Origin of the sequence: Anaeromicropila herbilytica, assembly GCF_016591975.1 — a bacterium.
Lineage (GTDB): Bacteria > Bacillota > Clostridia > Lachnospirales > Lachnospiraceae > Anaeromicropila > Anaeromicropila herbilytica.
In genome coordinates, this window is sequence record NZ_AP024169.1 from 4,416,761 (window position 1) to 4,436,696 (window position 19,936).

18 protein-coding genes are annotated in these 19,936 nt (G+C 31.6%); 3 read left to right on the top strand and 15 right to left on the bottom strand.

What is annotated here, in order from left to right; all coding sequences use genetic code 11:
* Position 1 precedes the first annotated feature (1 nt).
* The 3 genes from bsdtb5_RS18795 to bsdtb5_RS18805 all read right to left on the bottom strand — a co-directional run bounded on the left by bsdtb5_RS18795 (position 2) and on the right by bsdtb5_RS18805 (position 3,743).
* Positions 2-1,888, bottom strand: coding sequence for a metallophosphoesterase family protein (locus bsdtb5_RS18795; RefSeq protein ID WP_271713498.1), 1,887 nt, complete (start codon positions 1,886-1,888; stop codon positions 2-4).
* A 287-nt stretch (positions 1,889-2,175) separates the two neighbouring features.
* Entirely contained in the window at positions 2,176-3,276 is a 1,101-nt protein-coding gene (locus bsdtb5_RS18800) for a hypothetical protein (protein WP_271713499.1), read from the bottom strand.
* Between the two features lie 332 nt (positions 3,277-3,608).
* A complete protein-coding gene (locus tag bsdtb5_RS18805; protein ID WP_271713500.1) occupies positions 3,609-3,743 on the bottom strand; it encodes a hypothetical protein in 135 nt (44 codons plus the stop codon).
* A gap of 325 nt (positions 3,744-4,068) precedes the next feature.
* Here bsdtb5_RS18805 and bsdtb5_RS18810 point away from each other — a divergent pair, with 325 nt between their 5' ends.
* A complete protein-coding gene (locus bsdtb5_RS18810) occupies positions 4,069-4,821 on the top strand; it encodes an exodeoxyribonuclease III (protein ID WP_271713501.1) in 753 nt (250 codons plus the stop codon).
* A 153-nt stretch (positions 4,822-4,974) separates the two neighbouring features.
* Here the strand turns inward: bsdtb5_RS18810 and bsdtb5_RS18815 are convergent, their stop codons facing one another.
* Entirely contained in the window at positions 4,975-5,871 is an 897-nt protein-coding gene (locus bsdtb5_RS18815; RefSeq protein ID WP_271713502.1) for an ABC transporter ATP-binding protein, read from the bottom strand.
* Positions 5,872-6,439: 568 nt separating this feature from the next.
* On the opposite strand from bsdtb5_RS18815, the gene bsdtb5_RS18820 reads away from it, so the two are divergent.
* The gene (locus bsdtb5_RS18820) at positions 6,440-6,943 is read left to right on the top strand and encodes a hypothetical protein (RefSeq protein ID WP_271713503.1); all 504 of its coding nucleotides are present in this window, start codon (positions 6,440-6,442) and stop codon (positions 6,941-6,943) included.
* Positions 6,944-7,204: 261 nt separating this feature from the next.
* Here bsdtb5_RS18820 and bsdtb5_RS18825 read toward each other — a convergent pair whose 3' ends face one another.
* Together bsdtb5_RS18825 and bsdtb5_RS18830 are read right to left on the bottom strand one after the other, a co-directional pair.
* Positions 7,205-7,351 (bottom strand): hypothetical protein, encoded by a 147-nt coding sequence (locus bsdtb5_RS18825; protein ID WP_271713504.1) that lies wholly within the window; start codon positions 7,349-7,351, stop codon positions 7,205-7,207.
* A gap of 193 nt (positions 7,352-7,544) precedes the next feature.
* Positions 7,545-8,981: an NCS2 family permease gene (locus bsdtb5_RS18830; protein WP_271713505.1), complete on the bottom strand. Its 1,437-nt coding sequence runs from the start codon at positions 8,979-8,981 to the stop codon at positions 7,545-7,547.
* A gap of 367 nt (positions 8,982-9,348) precedes the next feature.
* Here bsdtb5_RS18830 and bsdtb5_RS18835 point away from each other — a divergent pair, with 367 nt between their 5' ends.
* Complete coding sequence (locus tag bsdtb5_RS18835; RefSeq protein WP_271713506.1) at positions 9,349-9,567, top strand: cold-shock protein; 219 nt, start codon at positions 9,349-9,351, stop codon at positions 9,565-9,567.
* Between the two features lie 155 nt (positions 9,568-9,722).
* On the opposite strand, the gene bsdtb5_RS18840 is transcribed toward bsdtb5_RS18835, so the two are convergent.
* The 9 genes from bsdtb5_RS18840 to bsdtb5_RS18880 all read right to left on the bottom strand — a co-directional run bounded on the left by bsdtb5_RS18840 (position 9,723) and on the right by bsdtb5_RS18880 (position 19,800).
* On the bottom strand, positions 9,723-11,654 hold the full coding sequence (locus tag bsdtb5_RS18840; RefSeq protein ID WP_271713507.1) for a M14 family zinc carboxypeptidase: 1,932 nt from the start codon (positions 11,652-11,654) through the stop codon (positions 9,723-9,725).
* A 151-nt stretch (positions 11,655-11,805) separates the two neighbouring features.
* Positions 11,806-12,342, bottom strand: coding sequence for a glutathione peroxidase (locus bsdtb5_RS18845; RefSeq protein WP_271713508.1), 537 nt, complete (start codon positions 12,340-12,342; stop codon positions 11,806-11,808).
* Between the two features lie 22 nt (positions 12,343-12,364).
* On the bottom strand, positions 12,365-13,291 hold the full coding sequence (trxB, locus tag bsdtb5_RS18850; protein ID WP_271713509.1) for a thioredoxin-disulfide reductase: 927 nt from the start codon (positions 13,289-13,291) through the stop codon (positions 12,365-12,367).
* A 19-nt stretch (positions 13,292-13,310) separates the two neighbouring features.
* Positions 13,311-13,631, bottom strand: a complete 321-nt coding sequence (trxA, locus tag bsdtb5_RS18855; RefSeq protein WP_271713510.1) for a thioredoxin — start codon at positions 13,629-13,631, stop codon at positions 13,311-13,313.
* A 98-nt stretch (positions 13,632-13,729) separates the two neighbouring features.
* On the bottom strand, positions 13,730-14,206 hold the full coding sequence (locus bsdtb5_RS18860) for a glutathione peroxidase (protein ID WP_271713511.1): 477 nt from the start codon (positions 14,204-14,206) through the stop codon (positions 13,730-13,732).
* A gap of 332 nt (positions 14,207-14,538) precedes the next feature.
* Complete coding sequence (locus bsdtb5_RS18865; protein WP_271713512.1) at positions 14,539-15,114, bottom strand: biotin transporter BioY; 576 nt, start codon at positions 15,112-15,114, stop codon at positions 14,539-14,541.
* A gap of 171 nt (positions 15,115-15,285) precedes the next feature.
* The gene (locus bsdtb5_RS18870) at positions 15,286-16,077 is read right to left on the bottom strand and encodes a class I SAM-dependent methyltransferase (RefSeq protein ID WP_271713513.1); all 792 of its coding nucleotides are present in this window, start codon (positions 16,075-16,077) and stop codon (positions 15,286-15,288) included.
* Positions 16,078-16,355: 278 nt separating this feature from the next.
* Positions 16,356-17,792 carry a glycoside hydrolase family 1 protein gene (locus bsdtb5_RS18875; protein WP_271713514.1) on the bottom strand — a complete coding sequence of 479 codons (1,437 nt, stop codon included), beginning with the start codon at positions 17,790-17,792 and terminating at the stop codon, positions 16,356-16,358.
* A 106-nt stretch (positions 17,793-17,898) separates the two neighbouring features.
* Positions 17,899-19,800, bottom strand: a complete 1,902-nt coding sequence (locus bsdtb5_RS18880) for a beta-glucoside-specific PTS transporter subunit IIABC (protein WP_271713515.1) — start codon at positions 19,798-19,800, stop codon at positions 17,899-17,901.
* Between the last annotated feature and the right edge of the window lie 136 nt (positions 19,801-19,936).

Below are 19,936 nucleotides of genomic sequence, written 5' to 3' on the forward strand. Positions count from 1 at the left end.
TTTATGCATTGTCCCCTAAGTTGCTCACGAATTCACCGATATCTATCGGAAAATATTTTAGATAATCATCGATAATTTCGCCTATGATAACGTGGATATCTAAATAATCTAAGATATACAGTATTTCATTACTTTGTGTACAATTACAAGCGATACCGAATGTCAGATAGGGGCGCTCCGTTCGAATACGTTGACTCCTATTTGTCTTTCTATAATTATTCTTTTCAAAGTCGGGAACAACTGTGATAAAATTACTCCATTTTCCTTCTGCTGTATTAAAATTATTATTTATAATATTATTCACTAACGGTCGATTAATGTAATATGCTTTTTCAACTGCCCCTTCCCATTGAAGTGGCAACAGATCATCTTCTATTCCAGTAATTACTGTACTCTCCTTCTTCTTCACTAGCCGATAGGAACACAGCTTATAATAGCAATCATTTTCTTTATTGTAATATCTGAAATGAGATCTTACTGTTTCATTGCATTCTAAGATTTCTCCCCAGACCTCTTCACTAAAGTATTGACATATTTGTCTTAAATAACTATCAAAATTACTATAGATTAGTTCTTCCTGTGCTAGAAATATCTCTTTTAATTCTTCACTTATTTCTTGTTCTAGATTATAATCAAAAAAATAATCATCCAAAAACTCTAGTTTCTTTTTATTCTCTTCGGTAACATCGGCTAATACAGAATTAATAAAGTCATGTTTGTGTTGCCCACAGATATGGGACATAACATTGCGAAAATAACCAATTCTTCGCATTACTAATTTAATTTTCTCTATTAATATTTGATTTAAAAAAAATGATTTTTGATAATCACTATTTTCCGTACTAAGTTTGAGATAGGTTTGATTCTTATTTGCTTTGATTGGATATACTAATTTACTTATCTTCTCATTATCATCATGGACGTATGCAGAAAAATCATAGCCAAAGTTCTCTTCATCATTTGAACTCCTCATAAATATATCAATAGAATTTAACTCAATATTAAAATTATAGATAGAATATCTATGATTCTCAGGATGTACTTCTCTTAGATTATCAGGCCAACCAATTCCAGTTACTAAGGTTGTTAGAGAGTGTTTATGATTATACCAATTACTTGTATCTCTCTGATGTGTATGACCGCAGATAAAGATATCTACATTCAAACTATTATTTGCTATTAAGTACGCCTTTGCCATATCCTCTTCTTTTGCTGCTAGCCATTCTAAAGGATGATGTGCTAATGCAATTGTTAAATCTATATTTTCACCTTTTGAAATATATTCATTCTTTTTTCTAATATATTCCGCTTCCAGCTTTGCCAACTGAAATTCGCCAACTCTTAGATGTCGATTGTCATTGTCTCCAATTGCACACCAGGCAGTATTTAATAGAATAAAACATATATTTTTATTTGCGACGCGATCTACTTCTATTCCATAAGTAACTTTATTTACTTCTTTATCTTTATAAAAAATCTCATAAATCTCGGCTAACATCTCATTGTATTTTTGAAAAGCGATTAAATGATATCCCCAATTCTCTTTATAATACGCTTCATCTAATATCTTATCACTTTGTAAACATTCCTTTACCAAAATCGAATCACACATTTTCCGAGTCTTATCATGATTTCCAGGCACAATATGAATACTAATAAATTTTTTCCCAATTACTTTTTTTAACTCTTTAAAAAAAGTAATTACATTCCTGATATTTTTATATTGCCCCCTATCTATAATGTCCCCCGTAACAACTACAATGATATTTCGAAACGATTGAATCTGATCTCTTATATCATTTAATAGCTGTGTTAAAAGATTGGAATTCGTTCCGGTATCTGTATTAATGTGTAAATCTGATAAATGCAACACTATAACTTCTTCCAAATCATTCATCTCCCATCATGACTTCATTATAACGCGTAATTACATATTTTGTAAATTTACATTTTTAAAACAAGTTGTCAAAATCCTTCATATTTATTATATATTTGAGTGAATATAATCATATTTTCAACTCCTCATGTTGACTCGACAGTTGTATCATTGAACTTCTATAAACTTCTATATTCATATTGTTTGAATTTTGTTTGAGAAATCAAAAAAGGCAAAGGAAAGTATTAATACTATCCTCCACCTTTTTGTTAGAAATAATGGTTATATATAATATATTATTATTGAACGCCTAAAGTTGACATAAGGCTAGTCATAAATGCTGTTAATGATGTACTTTCCTTAGGTACAGTTACTTCGCCTTTATTTCCTTCATCTACAGATCCTTTAAATGACATTCCAACATTTTCCTTAGTTTCTGTATTCTTTAAGTTAAAATCATAATCAACTTTGGATTTTCTGCTTCCTTCTTTACCATCTAAAGAGAAATTCATTTTATATCCAAGTTCACCTTTTGCATCTTTATCAAAATCTTTTAAGAAATCATCAATTCCTTTTGTAGTGCTTGATACGAACTTATCTTGATTATCTTCTAATTCTGTTACAAGTGATGGTTCAACATTTTTTAATTTTTTAATTTCTGTAACAGCTTCTTTATATAAAGTATCACCATCAGACTCTAATACTTTCTTTAAACTCTTTAAGAATGACTCTAAATTATTATTGTCTACATTAATTGTGTAAGTGCCATCCTTTTCAGATACCATTTCTGGTTTTACATTTTTAGAAGTTTTCTCTAATATTGTAATCACTTTATTGGAAAGAATCTGAACAGCTTTTGTATTATCTCCAGATACTTGTAAATCAGGTGTTTCTACTGATGTACCTGACAGTTGTGTTAAGAATTTCATATCATCTTGTGTAATTTTTAAATAATCATTGTCTGCTTTTAATATTTCAGCATATGGTGAAATAGATGCATCATTTAGACCTTTTATAAATTCACGAATTGTTTTAAGATTAACATAATAAGCTTCTCCATCATAAATTACATCTGTAATAGCTTCATATTTGTCACTATCAGGTAATTTATATTTAAAACTCATACTAGCTTTTGTTAACTCACCTTTTGATGATTGAGTTACACCATCTACTTTAATATGTAGATCTTTTAATGCATCTGCTACTCCTGCTGGAACTTCGCTAGTTTGTTCAGTAGTATCCACTTTTAAAGCTATATCAAAGCTAAATGTACCACTAGTAACCTTTTGCATTTCTCTTAATGTATCCCAACAACTTAAATCAGCTTTTTTGCTACAAGCAGTTATTAAGCCAACAACCATTGTAAATACTAAAAGTAATGCCAATAATTTTTTCTTCATAATTTCTCTCCCTTTTAATAAATCTTATATCTATCAAACAATATTTTGTTAGATATTAAATGAATATGTAACCTATATAACCAATGTTTATTTCTAATTAAATAGAAATAACTACCATCTAGGTAATACCTTATTAGACAGCAATTAAATTGAGTGTACCATATTTTTTTACAGATTTCTAGCATTTTTCTATTTAATAAGACCTTATTACTACATCAATAATTTCCAAATATTCAAATAACATCAATTTCAAAAGCTACTTATGGTTTATATCTACCTCTAAGTATTCAACCAGAAGTAGCTTTATAGAATAGTATAATCACCTATATTTTTCAAACATCATTATTAGGTATCGATTGTCTCTTTGCATTTTTATTTTTATTTTGATTTTCCTTTGTAATAGGTGTCTGCCCATTGGCTTTTTCCATTCTAGCTCTTTTATTATCTGGTTGACTATCTTTTGGCATTATAATTACCTCCTTTGAATTTTACCATTACTTATTATGTGCAATTGATTTTTTGAAATACCACGTAAATTCTAGCATTTTATAATATTTATCAATGTTAGGTTGTCATTTTCTCTAATACATTTGTATATTCATATACAAATATTAAAATAGCATGATATAATACATACAACTTATATTATTAAAAATAATTAATTATAATATATGTTTAAAACTTGTTCAGTGTGTTTATAACATAATAGGTACAAAGTTATAATTTAAAAGTTCAATTTTATTTTAAAATACAACTAAGTAAAAGTTACTAAAGAAAGGAGTACACAATATTATGAAATTAATATCATGGAATGTGAATGGAATAAGAGCTTGTATAGGTAAAGGCTTTATGGATTTTTTTAATGAAATAGATGCGGATATTTTTTGTATCCAAGAATCGAAAATTCAAGAGGGGCAAATCGAACTTGATTTAAAAGGATATTATCAGTATTGGAATTATGCAATAAAAAAAGGTTATTCCGGTACGGCTATCTTTACCAAAAAAGAACCTTTGTCGGTATCTTATGGATTAGGGATTGAAGAACATGATACTGAAGGTAGAGTAATTACACTAGAATATGAAGATTTCTATATGGTCACTGTATATACTCCTAATTCACAACGAGAATTAACTAGGCTACAATATCGTATGACATGGGAAGATGATTTTCGTAATTATTTAAAAACACTAGAAAAGAAAAAACCAGTTATTATTTGTGGGGATCTTAATGTAGCACATAAAGAAATTGATTTGAAAAATCCAAAGACAAATCGCAAAAATGCTGGCTTTACAGATGAAGAAAGAGGAAAATTCACAGAATTGGTTGAATCTGGATTCATTGATACTTTTCGTTATTTCTATCCAGACCAAGTAGATTCCTACTCTTGGTGGTCATATATGTTTAAAGCTAGAGAGAAAAATGCTGGATGGCGTATTGATTACTTTTGTGTTTCAAAAGAATTAGAATCCAGATTAGTAGATGCAAAGATTCATACCGGAATCTTCGGATCAGATCATTGCCCTGTTGAACTTGAAATTAAATAATAAGAATTAAAGGCTTTCGAACTATGAATCTTTAAATCAACTCAACAGTTCTAAAAATTATATTATACTTGATAAATTCAGTCGCACATAATGTAACCACTGAATTTATCAAGTATTCATTACATTTTTTATAACCAAGTTTAAGTTATTTCACTATTCAGATAAGAAGATTTGATTATATACATCTTCTAAATCTTCTTTCTCTTTTTCCATGTCTAACACTATTATCTCTTCTTTGCAAAGTTGGTTTAGCACGAGACCAATCTTTTCTTCTTCAACACGAATCTTTATTGAGTTATTTTCGTTTGTATTAATCTCTAATATCCAATCTAGCTCTTCAAATAATTTAACAGCTTTTTCTTTATGATTTACAAGCAATGAATAGGATATTCCTTCTTTCCTTACTTGCTCTTTTTCACTGATTATCCTTCCCTCTTTTATGTAAATAACACGATTAGCTAACTTCTCAACTTCGCCTAACATATGAGATGAAAACAAAATAGAAACTTGCTCCTTCTTTGCCATTCGTTCAATTAGCTGACGAAGCTCAAATGTACCCGTTGGATCCAAACCGTTGGTAGGTTCGTCAAGAATAAGGAACTTAGGCTTTGTAAGAATACACATTCCAAGTGCTAATCTTTGTTTCATTCCCAAAGAATATTTTTTAACTTTACGATCTAATCTATCCTTTAATCCAGTTATTTCAATGACTTCATCTAATCTTTCTTTTGATACACCACGAATTTTTTGAATAAATTTCAGATTATCTCTGCCACTTAGATTCTGATAAAGTCCTGGATTCTCTACAATACCAGCAAGGTTTGACAATGCCTTTTCTCTTTCTTTAAACAAATTATATCCTGCAATCTCAATTTCTCCCTGATCTGGCCAAATAAGATTCGATATCATTTTTAACGTTGTTGTCTTTCCAGTTCCATTTGGCCCTACGAATCCAACTATTTCTCCCTCGCCCACATGAAAAGAAATATCATTAATTATTTTAGTTTTTCCAAAACTTTTAGATAAATTTCTTACTTCTAATACATTCATTTATCCTCCTCCTTATTCTTTGATTATTCATATAATTTTACTTATTTGATTTCATTTTCTAGTTCTTTTTTTTTACTTTATTTCTTGTACATATTATGGAATATTCTGTATATCGTGTCAAGCTATCTTTTTATCTGCTATATAAATATCATTGATGAGTTACCCGACAAATTACCTGTTTCAAAATCTAGCCTGGCAATTTACACAAAACAGAAAAAGCGATTGCGCCTTTGAATAGGTATTAGAAGATTTTGTTCTCGGATTATTTCGTGTTATATGCTAGGACAGATCTGTCTGAGCAAGGCGAGTTATCTGTCCTAGCATATGTTTTACATGAAATGATCTGAGAACTAGATCTTCTTATACATATTCAATGAAGCATGAGTTTTTCTGTTTTGTGCAAATTGCCTAGACAACCTCCCAAACAGGTTATTTGTCGGGCAACTCATCAATATAACTTGCCATTTTTTTGTAATTTATAAATTTTGAATAATATTTTTTTCAACTTCCTATACTAGTAAAGTCATAAAGACAAAAACACGTTGTCAACATGAAAGGAGAATTAACAATGGCAAATAATAATAGTACAAATTCATCAAATGATTGCAGCACAAAAAATAGCACTAGTACAAAAAATGATTATAATACTAATGCAAGAAATGCTTCTAATCTAAATACAAGAGGTGTTTCAAATACAACTAGCACAAAAGACGATTATACTACAAGCACAAGAAATGACTACAATACTAATGCAAGAAACGCTTCTTCTACTAGTACAAGAAACGACTACAATACTAATGCAAGAAACGCTTCTTCTACAAGTACAAAAGACGATTACAACACAAACGCTAGAAACGCTTATTCTACTAGCACAAAAGACGACTACAATACAAACGCTAGAAATGCTTCTTCTACTAATACAAAAGATGACTACACTACAAGTACTAGAAATGCTTATTCTACTAGCACAAAAGATGCAGCAAATACTCATGCTAGAAATGCATATAGCGACACAAATGCAAAAAATAGCTCAAGCTCAGAACGTCGCGACGGCCCTGGAGGACAAAAATAGGAAAAAGATAACTTTCTCCTATTAATTAAATGGAATTATAACAAGAATGTTTATTTTTGTTATAGTTCCATTTTTTTGATGTTGGAGTCAAATGCTTTTTTATTTTTAAAAGTATATTATAAAAGGCTTTTGATCTCATTTACCAATCATATTTACAAAACAAAAACTGCCAATAAAATTATTTATAAAAATAAATTTATTAGCAGTTTTCTTTCATCATTTGTTCGTCAAACCCCATTGTCTAACGAATCATAGACTTAGTTATTTCTCGCTATTCGTATTTTTCATTCCACTTCCTGAAAAGCTTGAATGTTTAGAATCTGAACTTGTTGAGTTAGTTGCTTTGTCCTTGCTAGAAGAACTAGCTTTTTGTTTTGGTTGATTATTTGATGAAGATCCTTTTGCCATAGTTATCCCTCCTTTCTCTTAATGACCATAGTATGGCACAATTTTGGACGAGATATACACATTAAGAATAAATTTTTGAGAAATCTTTTAGATGAAAGTTGAGCATCTTTAGAATAATCCCCATACCCCTAAAAAAAATACTCCCATCCATAATAGACAAGAGTATCTTATATTTGTTATTTAAAATATTATATTATTCAATAATTGCAAGTACGATAAAGTTTAAAATAAATAATGCTGTTGCACCCCAAAGAATTGGATGAACTTCATTTGCTTTCTTTCTGCATATCTTTACGATACAGTAGAAGATAAATCCTGCAGCAATACCATAAGAAATACTATAACAAAATGCCATAAAGATAGCTGCGAAGAATGCTGGAATAGCTTCATCAAGATCATTCCAATCAATTTCTTTAAATGAAGAAAGCATCATAATACCTACAATAATAAGTGCTGGTGCTGTAGCTTGTGCTGGAACAATTCCTACAAATGGTGCTAAGAACATACTTAAGATAAAAAGAAGAGCTGTAACTACAGATGTTAAACCTGTACGTCCGCCTGCACCAATACCAGCAGCACTTTCAACATATGTAGTTGTATTTGAAGTACCAAAAAGTGAACCAATAGATGTAGCGATTGCATCTGCAAAAAGTGCTCTTTCCATCTTTGTCTTAAAGCCCTTACCTGTTTCTACTGCTTGAAGATCTTCATCGGTAAAGATACCAGTCTTACGTCCAGTACCAATAAATGTTCCAATTGTATCAAATGTATCTGATAAACTAAATGCAAAGATTGTCATTAATACTAATGGAATCTCAGATGCATCATCAAATAAAGATAATAACCCTTTATGACCTAATCCAACTAAAAAAGTATCTTTTAATTGTGAAAAGGAATCAGCTAATCCAGTTGTTGCACCTACGCTTGATAAATCAACGATTCCCATAGGAATTCCAATGATAGTAGAAGCAATAATACTAATCATAATTGCGCCTTTTACTTTTAAGATAATTAAGAGCATCATTATTGCAATCGCAATTAGAGCAAACACTACTGCTTTTGTGTTAAAATTAACTAGACCTGGAGTTGCAGCACTACTTGCAACTACTGTTCCATCTTTAAATTGAGCATATGTTCCTGGATCAGAAGTAAATTTTAAAAGTCCAGCATTTTTAATACCAATGTAAGCTATAAAAATACCAATACCACCACTGATGGCATGTTGTAAACTTTCTGGAATAGATTTGATAATTGCCTTACGGAATTTTGTAACTGTTATAATTATATTTAGGATACCACATAGGAATACCATTCCTAGTGCTTGTTGCCATGTAAACCCTAATAACTGACATACAGTAAATGTAAAAAATGCATTAAGACCCATACCTGGTGCTTGTGCATAAGGAACATTTGCAAAAAGACCCATTACTAATGTACCAATTGCTGCTGCAATAATTGTAGCTAAGAATACTGCACCTGCAGGCATTGGATTCTTTGCTGTTCCTGCTAATGTTAGCATAGATGGATTTACAAAAATGATGTAAGACATTGCAAAAAATGTTGTAAAACCAGCCATTACTTCTGTAGATACTGTTGTTCCATTTTCTTTTAGTTTAAAAAACTTTTCCATGAAAAAACTCCTTCTCTCTTCTATTTTTCAAAAATTTAGAACGCACTCTAAATTTTTTTTATCAACACCAATAACATTATAAGTAATACTTATTAAAAAATCTAGTGTTTTTTGATTTTTTTGTAATATATTTATCTTATTATTAAGCTCAGCTTATATATAATCTTCTTATAACTTATAAATCTTGTATTTTTTCATATTTTTACACAAAATTTTGTATTTTATAAAATAATAAAGAAATTTGTCACTAATATTCTACCATCAATTTTTGTAATAAAATTTAGTTAAGTTTCAAACACTGATATTGGTATCATAAATATTGTTCTTTAGTTACCTATATTATTATTCATAAAGTGAGGAATATACTATGGCAAATTATAACGGAGTTGTAAAATGGTTCGATAATGAACGTGGTTATGGTTTTATATCTACTAATGGTGGAAATGATGTTTTCTTACATCACTCTCAGGTAAAAGAAAAAGGAACCGATAAAGACATACATGAAGGACAAGAAGTAACCTTTGATATTGTCGATGGAAATAAAGGTCCTTCTGCAATTAATGTTCAGAAGTCAAAGTTATCTTAGAATAAAAGAAAAAATTATCATTAAAATGGACCCTATAAAATAGAATCTAATTCTATTTTATAGAGTCCTTTATTTTAAAAATCGATTAAAGTTTCAATTATGTTAATTTAGAATTTATCAAGTATTCATTAAACTTACCCATTGCGAAGCTTGAGTTAATTATATAAATCCGCTGTTTTTAAGTACATTAATTTATTTTTAGACCAGATGGAGCTAAATTCCCATCTACTAAGTGGGCAAGAACCTCTACCAATCTCAATAGTTATTGCAGGTGTCCTTTGATTGATTGCGACCCAATCACTAAATCCCGTAGCATGGTATTTACTAAATCCCTTTACTAGTTTATAAGATGTTAAAGACCTTGCAACTCTCATTAGTTTTGCACATTCGTTACGAAAAGCTCCTTTTTGTCCATAGTCCCAATAAATAATGGATCCAGTTGCATGATAACTAATTGATGCTACAGGACTTATATCTTGAAATAAATTCATTAAAGTCTTGGTCTCTTTTTCAGATGCAGCACTTGGTCCTTTATAACCGAATCCTGCCATTCCTTTCGGACTTCCTTCTAGTATACTCCAGTATTGATCAAAATTACGGTTTAAATCTACCCCGCGAACATTCGCTTTCCAAGTATGATAGTAAGAGGTGCCTCCTCCGTGGTTTCTACATATTGCCTTAACCCTATTTCTTAACGCTTTATTCTTCACCCCAGCTGCACCATATTGACTAATTGAAACTCCGTCTGGATTGGCCATTGGTACTATATAAAAAGCGACATCTTCAAAAAGTTCATTAAAATATTTACCTGCATATCTACCTGTATAATAATTTTTACAATAGAATTCAATCTGTTTCATTGTTAATAAAGCTGTCATGTATTCTCTTGCATGAATGGACGACTGAACCATGACCTTTTTTTTCGCGTTTGGATTTCCAAGAATCACCTCATAAATATTTCGATTATCATATGTTTTTGACAACACACTTACTTTCAGACAATCTCCATACTTCTTTTTAAATATATTCAAATCAGTTACCATATCTGAATAGGAATAACGTGAATCTTTTTGATTTACTATGGAAAGATTATTTTCAGAATAACTTGTCCCTGATTTTCGACCTACAACAATAATATCCATAGATAACTTCTTAGCGCTTCCATCCTTTGTAAGTAATGTAATGGTAGCATTTCCAACGCTTTTTGCTGTGATTTTACCATTTTTATCAATACTAACAATCTTCGGATCACTAGAGCTATAATATATATTCTTTTTTACATAGCTTGATTGACTTTTCGGACTAACTTGATAGAATATTGTTCTTGATTGCCCTTTGGCTAGCATAAGCTGTTTTCCTGGAATATACTGAATATCTAATGATGCTATTTTATCTACAACTCTAATATGAACTTTTTCTTCAAGTCCATTATATGTTCCTATCATAATATCAGCATTTCCATTACTTTTTGCTGTTATAATTCCGCTAGCATTAACTTCTGCCACCTTAGAATTATTCGATTGATAGGAAAATCCTGATTTCATATATCCATTTGTTATTTCTGGATTTAACGAATATGTACTTCCTTTTTTTAGCGTCTTTGTATCAACACCAATACTAATATCTTCGGGAGCTTGGATAACATGTACCTTACATTCTGCCTTATTGCCATTTGCTAAAGACACCGTAATATTTACTGTCCCTTCACGATTCGCTGTAATTGTACCACCTTCATTAACCGTTGCAATCGATGAATCTTCAGATGAATAGCTCACTATGTCTTTGGAATCTGTTGGTGTTAATACAGGCATTATATTGTACGTTTCTCCAACTCCTACACTAAATTCCGTTTCATTTAGTGTAATTGTTGTATTCGCTCCTATGTTTGTATTCGTACCTGCACCCTCTGGACTACTCGTCTCTTCTGGATTCTGTTCTCCTCCTATTGCACCTGTCGAATCTGTGACTTCTGCTGCTAATATTGTTCTTTTTTGAGAATACATAATACTAAGCATACATAATAGTAAAATAATTGGTAAGTACTTTTTCTTTCTTCTCCTGTGTTTTAAATGCATTATTATACCCATGCCTTTCCACTTTAATAACCCTATTTTGCTGACTTCCTAATTATCCATTCTGTCGAATTAGGACCAATTTACTATTATTATATCATGTAAAAATTTATTATCAATAAAAAATCCCATATTACAGAATTATCTATAATATAGGACCTTTTGTTTAAACATTAAGTAATGCTTCAATATTAGCTTCTAACTTACTTGGTTCATATGTTGGAGCAAATCTACCAACCACTTTACCATTCTTATCAATCAAAAATTTTGTAAAATTCCATTTAATATCAGAACCACTGGTAGTAAAGCCTTTCTCCTCTAACATCTTATATAGACCTTCTGAACTAGCATCTTCTTCTGCTTTTGGAAACTCTTCTCTAAGGTATTGGTATAATGGAGCAGCATTTTCTCCATTCACATCAATCTTAGCAAATGTCTTAAATGTTGTTCCATAAGTCAATTGACAAAAGCTCACAATCTCCTCATTACTTCCAGGCGCTTGTTCAAAGAATTGATTACATGGGAAATCTAAGATCTCAAACCCTTGCTCTTTATACTTATCATACAATTTCTGTAATCCTTCATACTGTGGTGTGAATCCACATCCAGTTGCTGTATTAACAACTAACACAACTTTATCTTTGTAATCCTTTAAAGATACATCATTTCCTTTTGCATCCTTTACTATATAATCATAAAACATATTTTCTCTCTCCTTACTATTTTTATTTGTATTCTCTTAAATAACGGTCAATGGAAGTGATTGCATTCGCACCATCGCTTGCAGCGGTTATTACTTGTCTTAACTGCTTAGCACGAATATCGCCTGCTGCAAAGATTCCCTTTTGGCTAGTTTCGCAGTTTTCATTTGCAATGATATACTTTCCATTATCCATCTCAACTATTCCATCAAGCAGATCGGATACTGGATTCGTTCCAATTGCTACAAAGACCCCATCTACATCAAGTTCTGTTACAGAAGATGTCTTTATATTCTTAAGACGTATCTTTTCCACTGTTTCATTACCAATAATATCTTCTACCGCACTATCCCATACTAATGTTACATTTGGTAAAGCAAATAGTTCTTCTTGCAATATCTTAGTAGCTCGTAGGCTGTCTCTTCGGTGAATAAGGTACACTTGTTTGGATCCTCTTGCTAAGAAAATAGCGTCTTCTACTGCTACATCACCGCCACCAACCACAGCAACTGTTTTGCCTCTATAGAAAGCTCCATCACACGTTGCACAGTACGAAACTCCTTTTCCAACTAAGTCTGTTTCTGCTTTCATACCTAATTTTCGATTATTTGCTCCTGTTGCTATTAGAATTGTCTTTGTTTTAATGACTGTTCCATCCTGACAAGTTAATATTTTTATTTTATCCTCCATATCAACTTTTATTACTTCGTTTGTCATAAATGGTGTGTTCAATTTTTCAGCATGTTCTCTCATCTTCATTCCCATATCAAATCCGTTGATTCCAGGTAAACCAAGATAATTATCCACCTCATACGTATTAATGATCTGTCCACCACTCATTGGGTTCTTCTCAATCACAAGAGTTTTTAATTGTGCCCTCATAGCATAAACTGCTGCTGACAAGCCAGCTGGTCCAGAACCTATAATAACCACATCTAAGATATCACTCATTGCCTTCCCTCCTTAACTCTTATAATCGGTTTAGTACTTCTTCAATTTTTCCTTTTTCTTGCAATCCTAGCATAGTCTCTTTCACTTCTCCATCTTTAAAGAACAATAAAGTAGGTATGGATTGTACTAGATATTGTTTTGCAATCTCCATGTTTTGGTCTATATCGATTTTCGCTACTTTCACACTACCTTCTTTTTCTTCTGCTATCTTGTGAACAACTGGAGCTAACGCTTTACATGGTCCACACCAAGTTGCATATAGATCTACTAATACTACTCCACTTTCTTTTAATACTTCACTTTCAAAACTTTCATTTGTTAATTCGATTACCATATTCATCTCAATCCTTTCATTTATAATTTTCAACTTTTATTTTTTAGTTTTAATTACTTGCTTTTATCTTTTTGACAATTATAAAACTATTTTTTCCAAACATCTTATTTCAATAAATTTTTAATATCTTTTTCTATCTTTTCAGGCTTGTCAGTTGGAGCATATCTTGCTATAACATTTCCATTGCGACCCACTAGAAATTTAGTAAAATTCCATTTTATTTTACTTCCTAAGATTCCTGATTTATTACCTTTGAGGAATGTATAAAGTGGATCTTCCTTCTCCCCATTTACATCAATTTTCCCGAATGTCTGAAAAGTAGTGTGATACTTTAAAGTACAAAAATTCACAATATCATCATTAGTACCAGGAGCTTGATTACCAAATTGGTTACAAGGGAAATCTAAGATTTCAAAACCTTCTTCTTTATAATTTTCATATAACTTTTGCATTCCTTCATATTGAGGTGTAAATCCACACCCTGTAGCTGTGTTAACAATTAATAACACTTTTCCTTTATATTGCTCCATAGGAACTTCATTACCCTGTGTATCCTTTACTTTATAATCATATATACTCATTCTTCCATCCATCCTTTTCATAAATAATTTTTATTAAATTGAACTTAATTTAATTATACTAAATTAGTTTATATTGTCAATACATTTTTCATTATTTTTTCTATTAAAATAAAAAAAGGAATCCTTCCGTAATCATATAGAGTAAAATGCCTACACTATTGCAAGTTCACTCCTTCTGATTATAAAAAGAATCCTTTTCTTTGATATTCTCATATTTTTTATTTACTATCAGGCTTTTAACCTCGAATCATTTGTGATGTTACATATGCTTTATCAATTTGATTTAGATATAAAAGCTCACTGTTTGACGAATGATGTGTGGAGTATGTACTTTAATCTAAAACGCTTGCTTTTATTAAACTTTTTCTAATCACTGGTCCAATGAGCAGAACAATTATGATCTTTATACTATCACCAATTAGGTAAGGCAAAACACCTATGGATAACGCATGCATAAAGTCCATATGCAACTGATATCCTAACCATGCTGTACCCAAAGTATAAGTAATCATTGTTCCAATAACCATAGCAATTACACATGGTATTATCTTTCTATTAAATCGTTCCATAATATATCCTGATGTCATCATCATAAAAATAAATCCAATAAGATAGCCTCCCGTAGGCCCAGCAAGTTTGGCAAACCCTGAAGAGAATCCTGAGAAAACAGGTAAGCCAGCTAATCCTACTAATAGGTATATTAAGTATGTAATAGTTCCTTTTTTATAGCCAAATAAAAATGCCGTTAAATAAATAACAAAATTGGTAAATGTAATTGGCACTGGACTGAATGGTATTGGAATTGATAACGGTCCTAACACACATAGAACTGCAGCCATGATACCCATTGCAGTGATGTCGTAAATACTTAATCGTTCTGTTTCGCTTCCTACTATATCGTTATTCATATAGTTCTTCCTCTTTTCATATATTTGTTAACTGAATTATATTCGAACCTCATCTAATTGTCAACCTGTTTCTGTTTTAAGTTAACAATAGTTTTATAAAAATTCCAAACAGGCTACCTCACTCCTTATTCTGGAACCTATTTGGAATTCTTGTTATTAGGTAAGGGATTATTATTCTTTTCTACCAACATATAAGAAATGCTGACTCGTACCATACAAGTTACAATCTCTACTAAGAGCATATCCTAACTCTATCCACTTAATTCTCTCTTCTTCTGATAGTGTTAATATTTCTCTTTCCTTACATCCTAGGATATTCTCGACACCTGCAAAAGCTAATTCTTGTAATCCTGATTCCTCCATTAGTTTTTTTGCTTCATCTACGCCAGTAAAATATGCTGTTGTAAATCCCATACCGTCCTTATTCTCTCCACATCTTAAATAACGTAGCATTTCCTCGACATCATTATCTTCCCCATCCAATTTTAAGTATGCAAAACAATCTTGTATTGGAGCGTAATTTGAAATAAAGGAGGCAAATAAGATACCACCCTTTCTCAATTTATTTACTGCTTGATCGAGTGCTCTTTTTCTATCCTCTTCCTTTATTAAGTGATACAATGGGCCCATTAATAGAACTACATCATATTCTCCATCAATAGAATCAAGTTCTAAAGCATTCCCCTTGATACATTTCTTTAATTCCAATCCAAGTTCTTTTTCTTTTTGCTTTGCAACCTCAATATTTTTCTGTGATAAATCTAATAGCGTTACGCTATGACCTTGCTCTGTAAGATAAAAAGAGTATCGGCCAGGCCCACCTCCAATATCCAATATCTCAAGTTTATCTCCATCAATATATTGGTTCATATACCGTTTTGTTATTTCGAATTCAATCTTATGGCGGTCTAGTCTATTCCATTCATCATATTGATTATCATACCAATTCTCAATCTCGTTCATACTCCTCGCTCCTTTTCAAAATTTTATGTATTTACTTTTACTTAATGCTCTTGAAAATATTTAGAGAATTTTACCACAAAATAATTTTATTTTCAATTACAACTTGAATTTAATCATTAATAATAGAGAACCAATCTCGAATATTACAATACCCACAGAGATAACTATTTATGGTATAATCACCACAAAAAAGGTGGCATTACACTCATGCAACACCACCTTTTTTCTAATAACTATCTAATTATTTATTTTATCAAATGTAAAACTGGAGGTATTATCTATAATTCCTCTCCATTACTAGCGATTACTTTCTTATACCAGTCAAATGATTTTTTCTTTCTTCTAGATAGATCTCCAGTACCATCATCGTATTTATCAACGTAGATAAATCCATAACGTTTTTTCATCTCCCCAGTAGAAGCACTTACTAAATCAATACATCCCCATGGAGTATATCCCATAAGATCTACACCATCTTTTACTGCTTCTTTCATTTCTTCAATATGTTCTCTTAAATAATTGATACGATAATCGTCGTTGATACTACCGTCTTCACTTATTTCATCACTTGCACCTAATCCATTTTCAACTACCATCAACGGTATTTCATAACGGCCATAGATTTCATTTAATGTATAACGCAGACCTTTTGGATCTATTTGCCATCCCCAATCACTAGCTTTCAGATAAGGATTCTTTACGCCACCGATTAGATTACCACCAATATTATCTGCATCTTCATTTGCAGTAACACAAGTTGTCATATAATAACTGAATGTATAGAAATCAACACAACCTTCTTTTAGTATTTCAAGATCCCTATCTTCCATTTTAATTCTAATATTGTTATCTTCAAAATATCTTTCTGCAAAGCTTGGATAAGCACCTCTAACATGAACATCACTACATAACCAATTCGATATCTGATTAGCTTGTTGTGCTTTCATAACATCATCTGGATTGCAGGTTAATGGATAGGTTGTCATATAAGCAATCATACATCCCATCTTGTATTCTGGATATTTTTCATGAGCTAATTTAACCGCTTTCGCACTTGCTACAAATTGATGATGTAAGCCTTGGAATCTTAATTCTGGAATATCAACCTGATGTACGAAATCGGTAGTTCCTTCATTTAGTATACCAAGTGATAAGAAATTACCTAATGGCATAGCACCAGCATTAATTTCATTAAAGGTTAGCCAATATTTAACTTTCCCTTGATATCTTTTGAATATTGCTTCGCAGTATCTAACATAATGATCAATACATTCTCTTCCTACCCAACCATTATATTTTTCTGTTAATGCAAATGGCATTTCATAATGAGAGATTGTAACTAATGGTTCTATTCCATACTTCTTACATTCATCAAATACACGGTCATAAAAGGCAAGCCCTTCTTCATTTGGCTCAGTCTCCATACCAGTTGGAAAGATTCTTGTCCATGCGATAGATAAACGAAATACCTTAAATCCCATTTCTGCAAATAATGCTATATCTTCTTTATAATGATGATAGAAGTCAATTGCCTCATGGCTTGGATAAAATGTTCCTTCTTCAATTGATCTTGTAATTCTCTTTGGAACTGTATGGGAACCTCCTGTACACATATCAGAGGTTGAAGCTCCTTTGCCATCTACATTCCATGCACCTTCAAATTGGTTAGCCGCTGTAGCGCCACCCCATAGAAAATCTTTTCTAAATTGTCTCATTGATATCCCTCTTTCTTTTTAATAAAAGAGCGTATTTCTACGCTCTTTTATTAACTTAATTTATATTTTGATAGATTTTTTACAAATCATATATCTCACGTATATCTTATAATAATGTAATTAGATTACTTCCAACTTCAATATTTTTATGATCTGTTTCAATTACATCATCATAATCATTTGTATTTGTAATAATAATTGGACTTACTAAAGAATAGCCTTCTTCTTCAATTGCATTTTTATCAAATTCTAATAATAGTTGACCTTTGGTTACTTTGTCTCCCTCTTTTGCTTTTGGATTAAAGTATTTACCATCTAATTTCACAGTGTCCATTCCTACATGAATTAGTATTTCAGCACCGTCATCTGCGATGATACAGATAGCATGTCCTGTTGGAAAGAATGTTACAATGGTTCCATCTGCTGGAGCATATACTTTTCCTTCAGAAGGCTTAATTGCCATACCTTTTCCAAGTGCGCCAGATGAAAATGCCTCATCTGCAACTTGACTAAGTGGAAGAACTTCACCTTTCATTGGGCTACCTATTACTTTTTTTTTTAACATTGGTTCTGCGTTATTATTTTGAATACTTGTGTGAGTATCAACACCATCTTCTTTATAAGTCATCATTACTACAACAAAGCTTAGAATTGAAGCAACTACAACTGCGATAAGTATATGAATCATACCTGAGATATCGCCTTTTGGACTAATTAAACTAGGGAAACCAAACACACCCATACCACCAAGAATATATGATTTTGCTCCTAATAATCCTGCGATACCACCACCTACTGCTGCTGCAAGACAAGTGATAACAAATGGTTTTTTACGTGGTAGAGTGAAACCATAGATTGCTGGTTCTGTTACTCCAAAGAAACCTGATATAATTGCTGGAATACTTAAAGAACGAACTTTTCTATCTTTTGTACGAACTGCAATTGCGATAACTGCTGCTGTTTGAGCAAATGATGCTGCAAACATGGATGGTAATACTACGGCATCTCCACCTAAAGCGATATTATTTAATGCGATAGGAACTAATCCCCAATGTAAACCAAACATTACGAATACTTGCCAGAAACCACCGATTACAATACCTGCAACAATTGGACTTAAATTATAAGCTGCTGTAGTACCTGCACCAATTAAAGAAGCTAACCAAGATGCTGCTGGTCCAACTACGATAAATGTTAATGGAACAACGATTAATAAAGTTACCATTGGAACTAAGAATGTCTTAACTACATCTGGAATAATTGCTTTTGCAATTTTCTCGACTTTTGAAGCAAGGTAGACTGCTAATATTACTGGTACAACTGTGGATGCATAACCACCCATTGGTAGAATTACAGGAACATTTAAAAATGTCGTAAATACTTGTGATTCAATGAAGGTACCTTTAAATACAGTATATAACGCCTCACCGGAACTAAGTCCTGCTATCGTTGGATATACTAACGAAGCACCAATTGCCATACCAACAAACTGATTTACATTAAATTTCTTAGCTGCCGTAAATCCTAAGAATACTGGGAAGTAATAGAACAAGCTATCCCCAATTGCTGCAATAATCTGATAAGTTCCCATTGTAGGATCTAGTACTTTAAAATAAGCCAGAAGTGCTAGAAGACCTTTAATCATACCAGTTGCACAAAGTACACCTAGTGTTGGAGCAAAAATACCAGAAATCATATCAATAAATTTTGCAAATAAACCTACATCATTTCCATCAGCTTCTACTACACTATCTGATGAAAATCCGCCAACCGCATTTACTGCAGCAAATACATCTGGTACATGGTTACCAATTACTACTTGATATTGTCCACCACTTTGAATAACTGTAACTACACCTTCCATTTTCTTTAACACATCTGTGTTCGCTTTGCTCTCATCTTTTAACTTAAAGCGTAGTCTTGTAACACAGTGAGTTAAGCTATTAACATTTTCTTTTCCACCTACATTTGCAAGGATATCTTTTGCTAGAGCATCATATTTCCCCATGTTCTTTTCCTCCTTAAATGTGAATCTTTTTTTAATATAAAAACCCAAACTATTAGAAGGTAACTTATATATAATAAACTTATATATATTCATGCAATTCTACCTATCTATAGTTTGGGTTTTGCCTACAATTATT

Excerpts from the sequence above, each read along its gene's own strand:
- bsdtb5_RS18830 (WP_271713505.1), bottom strand. The coding sequence starts at position 8,981 with ATGGAAAAGTTTTTTAAACTAAAAGAAAATGGAACAACAGTATCTACA.
- bsdtb5_RS18820 (WP_271713503.1), top strand. The coding sequence starts at position 6,440 with ATGGCAAATAATAATAGTACAAATTCATCAAATGATTGCAGCACAAAA.
- bsdtb5_RS18815 (WP_271713502.1), bottom strand. The coding sequence starts at position 5,871 with ATGAATGTATTAGAAGTAAGAAATTTATCTAAAAGTTTTGGAAAAACT.
- bsdtb5_RS18825 (WP_271713504.1), bottom strand. The coding sequence starts at position 7,351 with ATGGCAAAAGGATCTTCATCAAATAATCAACCAAAACAAAAAGCTAGT.
- bsdtb5_RS18805 (WP_271713500.1), bottom strand. The coding sequence starts at position 3,743 with ATGCCAAAAGATAGTCAACCAGATAATAAAAGAGCTAGAATGGAAAAA.
- bsdtb5_RS18835 (WP_271713506.1), top strand. The coding sequence starts at position 9,349 with ATGGCAAATTATAACGGAGTTGTAAAATGGTTCGATAATGAACGTGGT.
- trxA (WP_271713510.1), bottom strand. The coding sequence starts at position 13,631 with ATGAATATGGTAATCGAATTAACAAATGAAAGTTTTGAAAGTGAAGTA.
- bsdtb5_RS18865 (WP_271713512.1), bottom strand. The coding sequence starts at position 15,114 with ATGAATAACGATATAGTAGGAAGCGAAACAGAACGATTAAGTATTTAC.
- bsdtb5_RS18840 (WP_271713507.1), bottom strand. The coding sequence starts at position 11,654 with ATGGGTATAATAATGCATTTAAAACACAGGAGAAGAAAGAAAAAGTAC.
- bsdtb5_RS18810 (WP_271713501.1), top strand. The coding sequence starts at position 4,069 with ATGAAATTAATATCATGGAATGTGAATGGAATAAGAGCTTGTATAGGT.
- bsdtb5_RS18845 (WP_271713508.1), bottom strand. The coding sequence starts at position 12,342 with ATGTTTTATGATTATATAGTAAAGGATGCAAAAGGAAATGATGTATCT.
- bsdtb5_RS18800 (WP_271713499.1), bottom strand. The coding sequence starts at position 3,276 with ATGAAGAAAAAATTATTGGCATTACTTTTAGTATTTACAATGGTTGTT.
- bsdtb5_RS18875 (WP_271713514.1), bottom strand. The coding sequence starts at position 17,792 with ATGAGACAATTTAGAAAAGATTTTCTATGGGGTGGCGCTACAGCGGCT.
- bsdtb5_RS18860 (WP_271713511.1), bottom strand. The coding sequence starts at position 14,206 with ATGAGTATATATGATTATAAAGTAAAGGATACACAGGGTAATGAAGTT.
- bsdtb5_RS18880 (WP_271713515.1), bottom strand. The coding sequence starts at position 19,800 with ATGGGGAAATATGATGCTCTAGCAAAAGATATCCTTGCAAATGTAGGT.
- trxB (WP_271713509.1), bottom strand. The coding sequence starts at position 13,291 with ATGAGTGATATCTTAGATGTGGTTATTATAGGTTCTGGACCAGCTGGC.
- bsdtb5_RS18870 (WP_271713513.1), bottom strand. The coding sequence starts at position 16,077 with ATGAACGAGATTGAGAATTGGTATGATAATCAATATGATGAATGGAAT.